The following is a 13,638-nucleotide window of genomic DNA, read 5'->3' on the forward strand; positions in this document are numbered from 1 at the left end:
CCCCCCCGCCCCCCCCCCCCCCCCCCCCCCCCCCCCCCCCCCCCCCCCCCCCCCCCCCCCCCCCCCCCCCCCCCCCCGCCCCCGATCCAGGGCCCCTCATGTCCGTCAGCACCCCATGATCCCGGATCATGCCGAATCCCGCAGAAGACTGTTGAAGGATTTCGGCCCTCAATCCGTACCTACCCTTCGGCACCTTTCCGTAGCCAGGCTGACCCAAGCCAATGTCGCCGCCGTGTCATTCTGTCCAGGTGCACCGACTCTTCGTGGCCGCGCTCGCGCCAAAGCCGGTAGTCGAGGCGTTGGCGGCGGCCATCGAGCCCGCTCGGCGGGCGGCGCCACAGCTGCGGTGGTCCACTCCCGCCTGGTGGCATGTGACGCTGGCGTTCCTCGGGCCGGTGGCGGACGAGATCCGTCCCGAGCTTGACGCCCGGCTTGCCCGGGTGGCCCGCCGGCACCCGCCGATCCTCGTGGTGGTGACCGGCGGCGGCCATTTCGACAACCGCATCCTGTGGGCCGGCGTCCGCCCGCCCACCTCGGCGGACCAGCCCGTCCTGGCGGACCAGCCCGCCGCGGCAGGCGAGCCCGCCGCGGCGGATCGGCTCGATCAGCCCCGCCGGCCCCGCTCGGCGGATGACGGGGCACTGACGGCGCTGGCGGCCGGGGTGCGGCGGGCGGCGCGGCGGGCCGGCGCCACATCGGCGGACACCCGTCCACTGCGAGCCCACCTGACCCTCGCCCGGGCCCGGGCGAGCCGGCGGGAGGACCTTGCCCCCCTGGCCATGACACTGCGAGAGACCATCGGGACGTTGCCCTGGACGATCGACCGCCTGTCGCTGATCAGCAGCGTCGACAGCTCGCCGGGTCACGCGCCCACCTATGTGGAACAGGCCGCCTGGCCCCTGCACCCCCGCTGACCCGCCAGCCGCGGCGGCTGACCCGCTGTGCGCGGGGCGCCCACCCCGCGCGTCGATCCCGAACCAGCCGGCAGGGCGCCCCGGCCGACCGACCGGGCTCGGCGTGGGACGGCCTACCCGATGACGGGCTCGAGTGGACGGTAGCGGTATCCGACGCGGCGGACGGTCTCGATGCGAAAGCGGTACTCGGGACCCAGCTTGCGGCGCAGCCGGGTGACGAGAACATCGACGGTACGCGGGTCGGGTGCCGTCTGGTCGTCCGGACGGTGCCCCCATACCGAGGACAGCAGTGCCTGACGGCTGTGGGCCGTGCCCGGGTGGTGGACGAAGAAGTCCAGCACCTCGAACTCCAGGTAGGTCAGTGCCAGCGCCCGCCCGTCCACGGTGGCGAGCCAGGCGCTGCGGTCGGTCCACAGGCCCCGACGGGGCGGCGTGGGGACGGGCTGCACGGTGCGGATGGGCTGCGTCGTGCGGATGGGCTGGGCGGTTCGGGTGGGCTGGGTGATGCGAGCCGGCTGCGCGGGCCGGGAGGGTGCGACACCGATCCGTGACTGGATCGGCAGCCTGGACACGGGCTGACGGTGCAGGGTCGTGGCCGCGTCCGCCGGACGCGGCGGAACGGACGTCGCGAGGCGGGGGGTCCGGTGTGGCAGGGCAGTGCTCTGCGGGGGCATGCTGGCCTTTCGGTCAGTGGCGGTGTTCCGGCCACCGAAGTCGGATGACGACGGGCCGGAGGGCGGTCAGAGGGCCGGACAAGCCCTGCCCGCATGTACCGCGATGCCCCGCCGTTTCCGGGTCCCGGATGCTGTCCTCCCCAAGGTCGGCTGGACCGGATCCACGATCATCGGTTCCGGGTCATCGAGGGGGAGAGCGTCCGTGACGGGGTGCTGTCGACCTGCGGGCGTCGGCTCGGGACCGGTGAGGCGGACCGACAGCACGGGCCGGCAGTTCAGAACTGGCCAGGGCGGGAGCGGCGGATGCGGCGCGCGGAGACGTCGGCCGGGAAAGCGCGTCGGCGGTCGACAGTCGACTCCGGGCCGCGAGGGCGACGGAGCCGAACCGAGGAGGGCCGGCGGGGAATCAGCCGGCCGGACAGGCAGCCGAGGCGACGCGGAGCAGATCGATATAGCTCCGGGTGACCAGCATCAGCCGCTTCAACACAAGAGCAACGGAAGCACACGTTATCGATCGCCGCCAGGGAGATTGGATGTGACTTGATTCACGTGGCAAACATTGCTGTCTTGTGATCGCGTAACCCCGATCGGGTACCCTCGCCGAAGTGAGCGCGTCCGCCAGCAGCGATCCGGCCACCAGCGACCCGGCCTCGTCCGGCCTGCCCACAAGCGGTCCGACCAGGGACGAGGCTGCGGGGCGGGGCGTGGCGGCGCCGAACGCGGTGCAGCCGGGCACCGCTCGAGCGGGTGCGGCGCAGAGCGGTACGCCGGCGGACCCGGAACCCCCTGAGCCGCTGCCCTACGACGGCGTCGCCTCGGTGGCCGTCGGCACGGTGCTGTGGGGGATCGCCGCGGTCGTCCTGTCGTTCATGGTCGGGGATCTGCGCGACGACGGCCATCTGTGGTGGTTGGCGACGGCGCTGTGCGGATTCGGTCTGGGCCTGTTGGGCCTGTGGGTCGTCATCCGGCGGCGTCATCGCCTGCGGTCCGCCGGCCCCGGGGCCGGACCCGATCAGTCGGATCAGGTTTCGTCGAGGTCGTCCTCCGCGGCGCGGTAGGTCGCCCCAGCCGGGTCGCGCAGTTCCGCGGCGAGCGCATGGCGTCGGTCCCACTGCCCACTGCGCCAGGCCAGCGCCCGGGCCAGCGCGTCCGGCCCCGCCTCGGCGTCGACGTGGATCTCTCCGCCGATGCCTCCGACCACCCGCCAGGGTGCCTGGACCGGCCGTCCGGACAGGTCCGTGACGAGCAATGGGCGGTGCACGTGGTACGGCGTGCCGTCCGGCGCGTGCGCGAGTTCGCCCTGGCGCGCGGCGTCGGCCACCACCCCGCCCCCAGCGGCCTCGCCGCCGACCACTTCGCCGCCGACCACTTCGCCGGCCAGCGGCACGCCGAGGACGTGCGCCGCCTCGGCCGCCCGGTCCAGCGGCAGGCGCAGGGCCCCGCGTCCGGCGAGCAGACCCAGCATGTCCGGCGCGTCCACGACGATGGCCTGGTCGCCGGGCAGCACGCCCCGCGCGGTGCGCACCGTCAGCGGAGGATCGAACCGGTCGGCGCCGGCGGTCCGGTCGGGTGCGGCGAGCATCCTGGCGACGGCATCGACGGCGGCGATGTAAAGGACGCGTGCCGCCGGCCACGGGACATCCCGTTCGTCGTCGCCGAGCCGGTCGAGCAGGTCCATGACCGCGCCCAGATCACCGAGGACGTCGTCGAGGGTCTGCCGGGCGCCAAGGTGACGCAGGAACGCGTCGTCCACCCCCGGCAGCGGCGCGACCGGCGCGAACAGGCCGGTGAGCAGCGGGTCAGCCCCCGGCAGCAGCAGCTCACGGGGTGGCAGCAGGTCACCTCCGGCCACCGGCAGGACGGCGTGCCGAGCCAGCCACCAGCGGGTATACGACGGTTCCGGCGTGAACACGACCTCCCGCAGCGGCGGCTGGGCGAGCTGGGCAAGCGCCTGCGGCCAGGCCTCCTCGTCGACGAGCTCGAGATCACGGACGGCCGCGAAGACGCCGATCATCGCTGGCGCGGGCGGGCCGCCGGCCGGTGGACGGCGCAGGTTGTCGGACGCCGCGGCCAAGGCCGAGGCGGCGGCGCCATGGTCGCCGTCGGCGACATCGTCGACCCATACGTCGCTGTCATGGAGGTCGAGCAGGATCTGTTCGTCCGCGTCGAGGGGCAGGTCGTAGGCATGCAGAACGCCAAAGGCGTGCAGGACGCCGACCCGTTCCAGTACCTCCGTCGGCCAGGCCCGGACGATGGCGGGATCAAGTGTCGCGAACGGTGCCTCCTCGGCGAGCACCTGGTCCAGCGGCCCGCCGCCGATGAGCAGCTCGCCGGCCGCAGCGAACTCGCGGGGCAGGGCAGGCTCGTCGTCATCGTCAGGCGGGTCGAGGCGGTCGTCCGCCGTCGGCAGCAGCAGATCCTCGAGCCAGACGAGACCGGCCGAGCCCTCCTCCCCGGCGTCGCGGACAAGCGCGAGCACCGCTCCCGCCAGGGCCAGGAGATCATCCGGATGATCGTCGGGATCGGCGTCGAGAACCGCCTCGCGCACCGCCGGGTCGCGCAGCACCCCGGCCGGAGTGCCCTCGCCCGCGCCCAGGGTGCGCAGCGCGTCGCGGGCCGACCCGGCGCACGCGTCAGGGTGGATCACCCGCAGCGGCAGACCCGAGCGGATGAGCGCGACGACGTCGAGGTCTGCCGTGGGCAGCAGCGTCCCCCGCGGGCCGGTGACCATCCGCGTGCCCAGGCCGGCGGGGTCGGCGGGGCCGGCGGCCTTGGTGGCCGAGCCGGGGAGGTCGTCGTCGGGGAGTTCGGCGAGAGGCACGGGCAACGCGCCCAGCGCGTCACGGTCGGGCGCATCCACCAGCAGTGGGTACAGCCGCCCCCACCACTGCGGCGGCCGGGTCAGACCGGTGAGCAGATCCACCAGTGCGGCGCTGTCCACCCGCCGGACGCCCAGCAGATCCAGCGCCGTGCGCCAGCGCCGCGACGCGTAGACCGCCGGCAGCAGACCGGGAACCGCCGAGCGCGCACCGTCCGGCTTGTCACTGATGGGTGCGATGTCAGCGGGTGTGATGTCGGTGAGCGCGAGGTCAAGGGGTGCGGCGTTGGTGGATTCGACGTTGACGGGTTCGGTGCCCTCCGCAGCGACGCCGGCGGGCTCGGTCAGCAGGGCGGTGACCGGCTCGGTCGCCGAGCCGAGATCGCCCACCAGGCAGTCCCGGCCGCGCCGGGCACCGGGGAAGAGCGCGGTGTCCGGCAGCAGGCGCAGTAGGCCGTCCCGCAGCCGGCCGTCGACCTCGCCCTGCGGCAGACCGGTCGGGACCAGGGCCAGGGCGGCCAGCGGGCCGGGCGCGGACGCACCGTCGTCGTCGGTGCCCGCACCGGCGCCGAGGCGGCGAGCCAACGCCACCACGGTCGCGGCGAGCTCGTCGATCAGCCGGTCGCGTAGCGGACCAGGGATCGTGTGCCGCCGCGACGGGTCGAGTGGCAGTTCGACACTGGCCAGAATCGGCAGGGACAGCGGTTCATCGGTGGGTTGGGGGGCGCGGACCACCTGCGGCACGCCCGACGGCCAGCCGCGGTCGGGCACCATCACCCTGGCGGTGAATGAGGTCCGGCCACGCTCCTCCACCGGGCGGTCGGCGAGCAGCCGCGCCGGGATGCTGCCGCGCCGGGTGATCCCACGCCAACGTTCGCCGTCCAGATCGGCGATCTCGACCCGCTCCACGATGCCTGGATCGTCGACGCCCGGGTCGTCGACATTCGGATCGGCACCGACTGGTTCGTTGCTCGCTGGATCGCGGACGCCCGGATCGCCGGCCCCCTGGTCGTGGCCGTCCGAATCAGGTCGGTCGCTCGGGCCGCCGCGAACCCATCGACAGGTCAGGGTTCGTACGTCATCGTCGATGTCGACGATGACGTCACCCGGGCCGCCGAGCACCAGCGGGAGTGTCGGGTCGAGCGCGGTGAGCAGCTCGCGGGCGAACGCCGCGGCACTGGCGTCGCGCAGCGGCAGCCGGACCACGGTGTCATAACCATCGGGTGGCGGTGGGGCGGTGATCGCGAAGGGCAGCCGGAGGATCGGTACGGCGCCGTCCCGGCGAGCCAGCTCCTCAGCCAGCGGCGTCCGCGGGCCGGCCGCCGCCCCGGCGCCGACCGCCCGTGTTTCCGTCCGGCCCCCGCCGATTCGATCGTCTCCGGCCCGAACCCCACCGATCCCAGCGTCGCGCTCCGCGGCGCCACCGACGAGGTGGGCGCCGAAATTCGTAGCGTCGCTATTCGTTACGTAGTCAAACGTTACGTTGCCCTGTTCGGCCTCGGCACTCGCCTCTGCCCGGGCCATCACCGCCTCGATGACCCGGCGTTTCGACCAGGCGACGCCGGTCGCCACCGGACCGGTACCGCTGCGCGAAACGATCGACGGTTCGTCGGTCACGGCGAGGACGGCGGCGAACCCGGCGCCGAAACGGCCGATCGCCGTCGCCGTCGCATCTCGCTTGGCGGAGGCGCGCAGGGTGGAAAGCGCCTCGACCCCGGCTGCCGACAGCAACGCTCCGGTGTTCGCGATCTCCAGCAGTCCCCCGGGCCCCATCTCCCACGCCGGCGCGTGGGAGGCACCCGAGGCGGTCGGCGAGGTCGTCAACCGCAGGCGAACCCGTGCCGGCACCCCGGCCTCGGTGGCCGCGTCGAGGGCGTTCTGCAACAGTTCCACGACCAGACGGTCACGGTAGGCGCCGAGCGCCGCGTCCTCCTCCGCGTTGGCGTCCTCCCGGAAGCGCGCCGGCGAGGCCGCCCAGGCATCCAGCACCCGCCGCCGGATCGCATCCGTCTCGTACCTGTCGGCCGAGAGCTCGATGATCTGGGTCGTGTCGGCCTCGCGCATGCGGGCTCCCTGGGTCTCGGTGGTCACTTTGCCCCCATCGCGGTCGCCGAGTCCTGGTGGTTGGGCTCGTGGCGGTCGGCTTCGTGGCCATTGGGGCCGTCGCGGTCAGGGCTGGATCCACGACGGCCGGGCCCATGGCTCTCGGACCCAGTGCCGTCGGGTCCGTGGCACTCGGGCCCGGTGTTCTCGGACCCGGTGTTCTCGGACGCAGGGCCTGCGGGGATCGGGGACACGCCTCCATCCTCGTCTTCCCCGTGACCACACCCCACCGCCGGGCTTGCCGGGCGGGTCGGCGCCCCCCGAGCCAGACCGGGACAAGATCCAAAGAGGTCGTTGTGGGCGTGTTCGTGTCCGATTTGCCCCCCCGGCGACCTGGTTAGCCGGATCTTGCCCGGCCGTCCAGTGCGGAAGGTGGCGATCTTGAGATCTGGGCGCGTTCGGGGTGGGATGGGTGAGGTGAGCGTCGATGGACACCTGGGTGAGTGGAGTGGAGTGATGTGGTGACCCCGTCCCGTGCTGGCTCTTCGTCTCGCGGCCGGGCTGCTCGAGGCCTCCGGGACGTGTCCGGCGTGGTGCCCGAACTCGCCGACGCGGTCGTGGCCCAGTGGCTGTTGGTCGTCGGCGCGGTGAACGCCCTGCCTGCCGACTCGTTCGCCAAGGCGAGCGGACTGCCCGGTTGGACAGTGGGCGACCTGGTCATGCACGTGGCCCGGTCAGCGGGTGCCCTGATAGAGGCGCTCACGCCGACGGATGGCCGCGGGAGGCGGGGCGGTTCCGCTGGGGCGGGGAGGCCGCAGACGCGTCCGGTGTCGGCGATCGACTACCTGACCGGAACGGGCGCGCGCGCTGAGTCAATCGCTGACGTCGCGCGGGAGCTGTCGGCATCGGTCTCCGGCTCCGGCCCGGTCTCCGGCTCCGGTATGGAACGCGATCATCTCGCGACCGAAGTGTCACGAGCGCAGGCGGCCCTCGCCGGGCTGATCGGGCCGACGCGTGGTGCGGTGGCTCCGGACCGGGCTGCCGCGAGCGGTCGGGTGGCGCGTGACGGGGCAGCCTCTGGCGCCGCGGCGGCGAGTGGTGGGGAGCCGCATGACGGTGGTGGGGGGCCGCCTGACGGCGAGGCGGGCGTGGACCGGCTGGTCGTGACACCTGGCGGGCCGATGATGCTCGGTGAGTTTCTGCGGACCCGGGTGGTGGAGGCGGTGGTGCATGGGCTGGATCTGGGGGTCACACCGTCACGGCCGGCGCTGCGGGTCGCGACCAGGCTGATCGCCGAGCTGTTCGCCGCGCGGGTGCCGGGACACGCGGTGGAGCTACGGGTACCGCCGTTTGCCGCGGTGCAGGTCGTCGAGGGCCCCCGGCACACCCGCGGCACTCCGCCGAACGTGGTCGAGGCCGGGCCGGTGCCGTTCCTGCTGGTGTGCACCGGACGGGTCGACTTCGCCGACGCCGTCGCCGACGGCCGGATCACGGCGAGCGGTGAACGATCCGATATTTCCCCCCATCTTCCGCTACTGTGACACATTGATTGTTGTGATTTTCTCTCACATTCATGGTGCATCCGTAGTTTCAGCGTGCGTCTGGCTGTGACGCTGACCGCTTCTATGCCGGTTGTGGCGGGTATCGGGTCGCCCACGTCCGGCCGACAGCCGCGTTCGGCCGCAAGCGCCTTCGCACCGTACGTACGGCACCCGACGGATGGCTGACAGCAGACAAACGCGTAGCAAGGGCCGATGTGGGAGGTCGCTGCTAGCGTGGATGGCGGAAGTCGCCGGGCGAGGCAGCCGGCATGGCAGGGGCCGGTTCCGGTCCGTCCCGCCTCCCCACCGGTGGACGGGCTGGCGCACACGCGATCCGGTGTGTTGCTCGGATGTTGCTCTCCGGTGTCACTGACCAGTCGAGGAGTCCTGGTGCCAGACGTCGCCGCCCGCTCCGGTCCCGATGACGAGGCATGTCCCGGCGGTGAGGCGCTGCCCGACCTCTCCGACGATCCCGGGCCCCGGGACGCCTGCGGCGTCTTCGGCGTCTGGGCGCCGGGAGAAGACGTAGCGAACCTCACATACTACGGATTGTATGCACTCCAGCACCGGGGTCAGGAGGCGGCTGGTATCGCGGTCGGAGACGGCCGCACGGTGGTGGTGTTCAAGGAGCTGGGGCTCGTCGCGCAGGTCTTCGACGAGAGGACGCTGTCGAGCCTGTCCGGCGGCCATCTCGCGGTCGGGCACACCCGCTACTCGACGACGGGCTCGTCCACGTGGGAGAACGCCCAGCCGTCCTACCGGACCGCTCGGTTCGGCGGCCCGGTGGCGCTCGGCCACAACGGCAACCTGACCAACATCGTCCAGCTGGCCCGCGAGTTCGGCGCCGAGCGGGACCGGCTGCGCGCGACCACCGACTCCGACCTGATCACCGCGATGCTCGCGGATCACCCGGGGCCCACGCTCGTCGACGCGGCGATGGCCGTGCTGCCGCGGCTGGCCGGCGCGTTCTCCCTGGTCTTCGCGGATGCCTCGACCCTGTATGCCGCCCGGGACGCGCACGGCATCCATCCCCTTGTGCTCGGTCGGCTCGACGACCATCCGGATGGGGCCTGGATCGTCGCCAGTGAGACCGCCGCCCTCGACATCGTCGGCGCGACGTTCGTGCGCGAGGTCGAACCCGGCGAAATGATCATCATTGATGCTTTGGGGGTGCGCTCGCGCACGTTCGCTCGGGCCGACCCGCACCTGTGCCTGTTCGAGTACGTCTACCTCGCCCGTCCGGACACGGCGATCTCCGGCCGGTCAGTGCATGCCGTGCGGGTCGACGTGGGCCGTCAGCTGGCCCGGGAGGCGCCGGTCGAGGCCGACCTGGTCATCCCGGTGCCGCAGTCGGGGGTGCCCGCAGCCGTCGGCTACGCCGAGCAGGCCGGCATCCCCTTCGGTGAGGGGCTGGTGAAGAACTCCTACGTGGGACGCACGTTCATCCAGCCGTCCCAGACGATCCGGCAGCGGGGCATCCGGCTGAAGCTGAACCCGCTGCGTGAGGTGATCGAGGGCCGTCGCCTCGTCGTCGTCGACGACTCGATCGTGCGGGGCAACACCCAGCGGGCACTGGTCCGGATGCTGCGTGAGGCCGGCGCCGCCGAGGTGCACATCCGCATCTCCTCGCCGCCGGTGCGCTGGCCCTGCTTCTACGGCATCGACTTCGCCACCCGGGCCGAGCTGATCGCCAGCGGTGCCGGGGTGGACGAGATCCGTGCCTCGCTCGGCGCCGACTCGCTCGCCTACGTCTCGCTGGACGGGCTGGTGGCCGCATCCCATCAGCCGGCGCGGTCCCTGTGCCGGGCTTGCTTCGACGGCATCTACCCGGTGCCGCTCGCCGAGTCGGACAAACTCGGCAAGCACCGCTTGGAGCCCGGTGGCGCCGCGCAGACCACCGCGGATCTGATCGCCGAGGCGATGCGCCGGGAGGTCACCCTCGGCATGAATGGCGCCGACCCGTCCCCCGACGGTCACGAGGCGGACCTCACCCCGGACGACCGCCGCCCCGCCGCCCCGCTGGCCGCCGGGCCGCGCCCTGATGCACCACGGGCTGGCGGCCACGGCCGTGTGGACGATCCGGCCTCCCCCGGCTCGGAAGAGGGCGATCCGGTCGAGGGGGCCGCCCGGGACCGGGACCGCCAGACACATCTGGCCGAAGCGAGGCACGCGTGAGCACGGGGGAGCAGGTGTCCTACCGGGCGGCCGGAGTCGACGTTGCCGCGGGCGACCGGGCGGTGGAGCTGATGCGCGGGTCGGTCGCCCGGGCCACCCGACCCGAGGTGGTCGGCGGGCTTGGCGGATTCGCCGGGCTGTTCGCGCTCGACACGAGCCGCTACCGGCGTCCACTGCTCGCCTCGTCCACCGACGGGGTCGGCACCAAGATCGCGATTGCGCGTGCGCTCGACGTGCACGACACGGTCGGCATCGACCTGGTCGCGATGGTCGTGGACGACCTCGTCGTCTGCGGCGCCGAGCCACTGTTCCTGCTGGACTACATCGCCTGCGGCCGCCTGGTGCCCGAGCGGATCGCCCGGATCGTCGCCGGGATCGCGACGGGCTGCGAGCAGGCCGGGGCGGCGCTGGTCGGTGGCGAGACGGCCGAGCATCCGGGCGTCATGGGTGACGACGACTACGACCTGGCCGCGACGGGGGTCGGGGTCGTGGAGGCCGACGCCGTGCTGGGGCCGGAGCGAGTCCAGCCCGGGGACGTGGTCGTCGCGATGGCCTCATCCGGCATTCACTCCAACGGCTTCTCGCTCGTGCGGCACATCGTGTGCGGTCCCGCTGATTCTGTCCAGCCCGGAGGGGTCTCCGCTGCCGCACGCGCCGAGCTGAGGTCCTATGTCCCGACTCTGGGGGTCACACTCGGCGAGGCGCTGCTGACCCCGACCCGCGTCTACGCGCGGGACTGCCTGGCCCTGGCCGCAACCGTCGAGGTGCACGCCTTTGCCCACATCACCGGCGGTGGGCTGGCTGCCAACACCGCCCGGGTCATCCCCCCCGGCCTGCTCGCCAGCCTCGACCGGGCGACCTGGTCACCGCCGCCGTTGTTCGGTCTGCTCGCGCAGCGCGGCGAGGTCGCCCGGTCGGATATGGAACAGACGTTCAACCAGGGCGTAGGCATGGTGGCTGTGCTGCCCGCGTCCACCGTGGACGACGCGCTCGCGCTGCTCGCCGAGCGGGACGTGCCCGCCTGGATCATCGGCCGCGTCGACGAACTGCCGGCGAACCTTCCGGACGAGGACCTTCCGGACGACGCGGGCGGCGGCCTCGGTGCCCGGCTGATCAGCGACCACCCCGTCACCTGAGCGGACGCGGCCGGCGCTGCATTCCGGGCCGCGCCGTGCCCGCCTGTTGTGAGTGCTTCAGGTGATTTGAGCCGTGCGGGTAGTGATGAGGTGCTGGCACGATCGGGCCAGGAGGGCCGACGCCGAAAGCGCGGTCGCCCCCGGCGCGGGAAGGTGCCGCCCGCACGGAGCTCGCTCAGGCGCTGCCCGTGCTCGAACCGTGCGCCCACTCAAGGAGTGCCGCACCTGAGGAGTGCCGCACCTGGCAGGAGCCGGCCGGTGCCCGGACGGAATGCCGCACCTGGCGCGAGCACACCGACACCACGGACCTGGCGCAGGCCGTTGTTCCGGGCGCCACGGACCTGGACCACCGGCGGGGATGCCCGTGCGGCAGTCCGGCGCAGCGCCCTGACCCTTGCCAGGGGGCAGCACGGCATGTCAGCAGTCGCCCTGACCTAGGCCTGGGCGACCACCACCTGCCACGACGACACCGCAGTGAGCCATCCGCGGCGGGACGGTTACCAACGTGACGCTGTCAACGCGAGGAGTGGCGATCGTCCTCGTCGTCTGCGTAGGCGTCATAGCCGTAATCGTCATCAGCATGCGCTTCGTCGCTGTTGCTCTCGCGCGTCGAGCCCGCGCCCAGATCCGCCTTCAATCGGTCGAGATCCATATTGGGCGAGTTGTACTTGAGCTCGCGGGCGACTTTCGTCTGCTTGGCCTTAGCTCGGCCGCGCCCCATGGCTCGACCCCCTCGAACATGACGACGGGGACCCGCCCCGGTGCTCTCACTGTCTCGTGCTTCCCGAGACTACAGGGATCGGAGGCCTCTCGGCACGCCAACCCGACACTTGCCTGTCCTCGGACAAGATGTCCACGATCGGAAGCACTTCGTGAAGCTGCCTGTCCTGCGGCTCGCGAGGGGGATCGGGGCCGCTCGGCGGCCTGGCCCAGGTCTCCCGGAACCGCCCAGGATGTGGCAACCGTCACGTTCGCCGGGAGTGCGGGACGGTCCCGAAGCGCCGGACGCGGCCGGTCGCGGCCTGGAGTCCGTCCCAGGAGGCCGGCTGGGGGGCGGCCGAGCTCATCCCGCGTCCGGGACGCGAGTCCAGGCCATCCTGGCAGCCGGCCGGTCCGGGTCCGAGACGATCCCTGGGATCGCCGCGCCGGATGCCCGCGGGAGTCGGGCGCGAAGAGGCCTCAGGGCACCAGAAAGCGGCGAAGCCGGCCGACCTGGGTCATCCGACGCTCGGCGATCCGTTCGGCCGCCTCGACCGGAGTGAGGCCCTCCTCGTCCGCAAGCCGGAACACGGCGGTGGTCGTGTCGAAGATGCGGGCGGCGCGGGCACGGGCCCGGTCGGGGGAGTACCCCTCGATCTCGTCGGCGACCTGGATGAGCCCGCCGGCGTTGACGACGAAGTCCGGCGCGTAGAGGACCCCGGCCTTGGTGAGGTCGGCGCCGGTCTCCCGGGTCGCGAGCTGGTTGTTGGCCCCGCCGCAGACAATCGCCGCCCGCAGCCGGGCCACCGTCGTGGCGTCCAGGGCGCCGCCGAGGGCGCACGGGGCGTAGACATCGAGGTCCAGGTCGAGCAGTGCGGCCGGGTCCTCGACGGTGCGCGCGGCGGGGAACTGGGCGCGCGTCCGGGCGAGCGCCGCCGGGTCGACGTCGGCGGCGACCACCGAGGCGCCGTCCGCCAGCAGGTGCCCCACCAGCCGTCGGCCGACCTTGCCCACCCCGCTGACGGCGACCAGCCGCCCGGTCAGGCTCGCCGTCCCCCACCGGTGCCGGGCGGCGGCCCGCATCCCCTCGAAGACGCCGAAGGCGGTCAGGACGCCGGAGTCCCCCGAGCCGCCGTGCTCGGGGGAGCGGCCGGTCACCCAGCGGGTCTCGCGGGCGATGACGTCCATGTCGTCCACGTACGTGCCGACGTCACAGGCGGTCACATAGCGTCCGCCGAGCGAGGCGACATGGCGGCCGTAGGCGCGCAGCAGGGGTTCGGACTTGTCCCGTTCCGGGTCGCCGATGATGACCGCCTTGCCGCCGCCGAGGTCCAGGCCCGCGCACGCCGCCTTGTAGGCCATCGCCCGGGACAGGGCGAGCGCGTCGGCGAGCGCCTGTTCGTCGGCGGGCGCCCCCTCGACGTCGACGTAGGGGTGGAACCGGGTGCCGCCGAGGGCGGGCCCGAGGGCGGTGGAGTAGATCGCGATGATCGCGCGCAGGCCGCTGGCGGGATCCGAACACAGCAGCACCTGTTCGTGCTCCGAGATCCGGTCGAACAGCGACGGGTCGAGCAGCGACGGCATGACGCACCTCCTGACGGGTCGGCCTGACGGGTCGGCAGCCCGTACCATCGGCCG

9 protein-coding genes are annotated in these 13,638 nt (G+C 72.8%); 5 read left to right on the forward strand and 4 right to left on the reverse strand.

Annotated elements, in window-relative coordinates:
- Positions 1–263 precede the first annotated feature (263 nt).
- Entirely contained in the window at positions 264–914 is a 651-nt protein-coding gene (locus MXD95_RS10725; protein WP_250640425.1) for a 2'-5' RNA ligase family protein, read from the forward strand.
- A gap of 113 nt (positions 915–1,027) precedes the next feature.
- Here the strand turns inward: MXD95_RS10725 and MXD95_RS10730 are convergent, their stop codons facing one another.
- Positions 1,028–1,588, reverse strand: a complete 561-nt coding sequence (locus MXD95_RS10730; RefSeq protein WP_250640426.1) for a winged helix-turn-helix domain-containing protein — start codon at positions 1,586–1,588, stop codon at positions 1,028–1,030.
- 605 nt (positions 1,589–2,193) lie between these two features.
- Between MXD95_RS10730 and MXD95_RS10735 the strand changes: the two genes are divergently transcribed.
- Positions 2,194–2,646, forward strand: coding sequence for a DUF2530 domain-containing protein (locus MXD95_RS10735; RefSeq protein WP_250640427.1), 453 nt, complete (start codon positions 2,194–2,196; stop codon positions 2,644–2,646).
- Here MXD95_RS10735 and MXD95_RS10740 read toward each other — a convergent pair.
- The gene (locus MXD95_RS10740; protein ID WP_250640477.1) at positions 2,610–6,470 is read right to left on the reverse strand and encodes a sacsin N-terminal ATP-binding-like domain-containing protein; all 3,861 of its coding nucleotides are present in this window, start codon (positions 6,468–6,470) and stop codon (positions 2,610–2,612) included. The genes MXD95_RS10735 and MXD95_RS10740 overlap by 37 nt on opposite strands.
- A 560-nt stretch (positions 6,471–7,030) precedes the next feature.
- On the opposite strand from MXD95_RS10740, the gene MXD95_RS10745 reads away from it, so the two are divergent.
- The 3 genes from MXD95_RS10745 (at position 7,031) to purM (ending at position 11,301) form a co-directional block, all read left to right on the forward strand.
- Positions 7,031–7,990 carry a sterol carrier family protein gene (locus MXD95_RS10745; RefSeq protein WP_250640428.1) on the forward strand — a complete coding sequence of 320 codons (960 nt, stop codon included), beginning with the start codon at positions 7,031–7,033 and terminating at the stop codon, positions 7,988–7,990.
- A 390-nt stretch (positions 7,991–8,380) separates the two neighbouring features.
- Complete coding sequence (purF, locus tag MXD95_RS10750) at positions 8,381–10,165, forward strand: amidophosphoribosyltransferase (protein WP_250640429.1); 1,785 nt, start codon at positions 8,381–8,383, stop codon at positions 10,163–10,165.
- Positions 10,162–11,301 (forward strand): phosphoribosylformylglycinamidine cyclo-ligase, encoded by a 1,140-nt coding sequence (purM, locus tag MXD95_RS10755; protein ID WP_250640430.1) that lies wholly within the window; start codon positions 10,162–10,164, stop codon positions 11,299–11,301. Before purF ends, purM begins: the two co-directional genes overlap by 4 nt.
- A gap of 514 nt (positions 11,302–11,815) precedes the next feature.
- Here the strand turns inward: purM and MXD95_RS10760 are convergent.
- Together MXD95_RS10760 and MXD95_RS10765 are read right to left on the reverse strand one after the other, a co-directional pair.
- On the reverse strand, positions 11,816–12,022 hold the full coding sequence (locus MXD95_RS10760; protein ID WP_250640431.1) for a DUF3073 domain-containing protein: 207 nt from the start codon (positions 12,020–12,022) through the stop codon (positions 11,816–11,818).
- A 458-nt stretch (positions 12,023–12,480) separates the two neighbouring features.
- Positions 12,481–13,584 carry a Glu/Leu/Phe/Val family dehydrogenase gene (locus tag MXD95_RS10765; protein WP_250640432.1) on the reverse strand — a complete coding sequence of 368 codons (1,104 nt, stop codon included), beginning with the start codon at positions 13,582–13,584 and terminating at the stop codon, positions 12,481–12,483.
- Positions 13,585–13,638: the final 54 nt, after the last annotated feature.

This window comes from Frankia sp. AiPa1, from assembly GCF_023243075.1.
Taxonomy (GTDB): domain Bacteria; phylum Actinomycetota; class Actinomycetes; order Frankiales; family Frankiaceae; genus Frankia.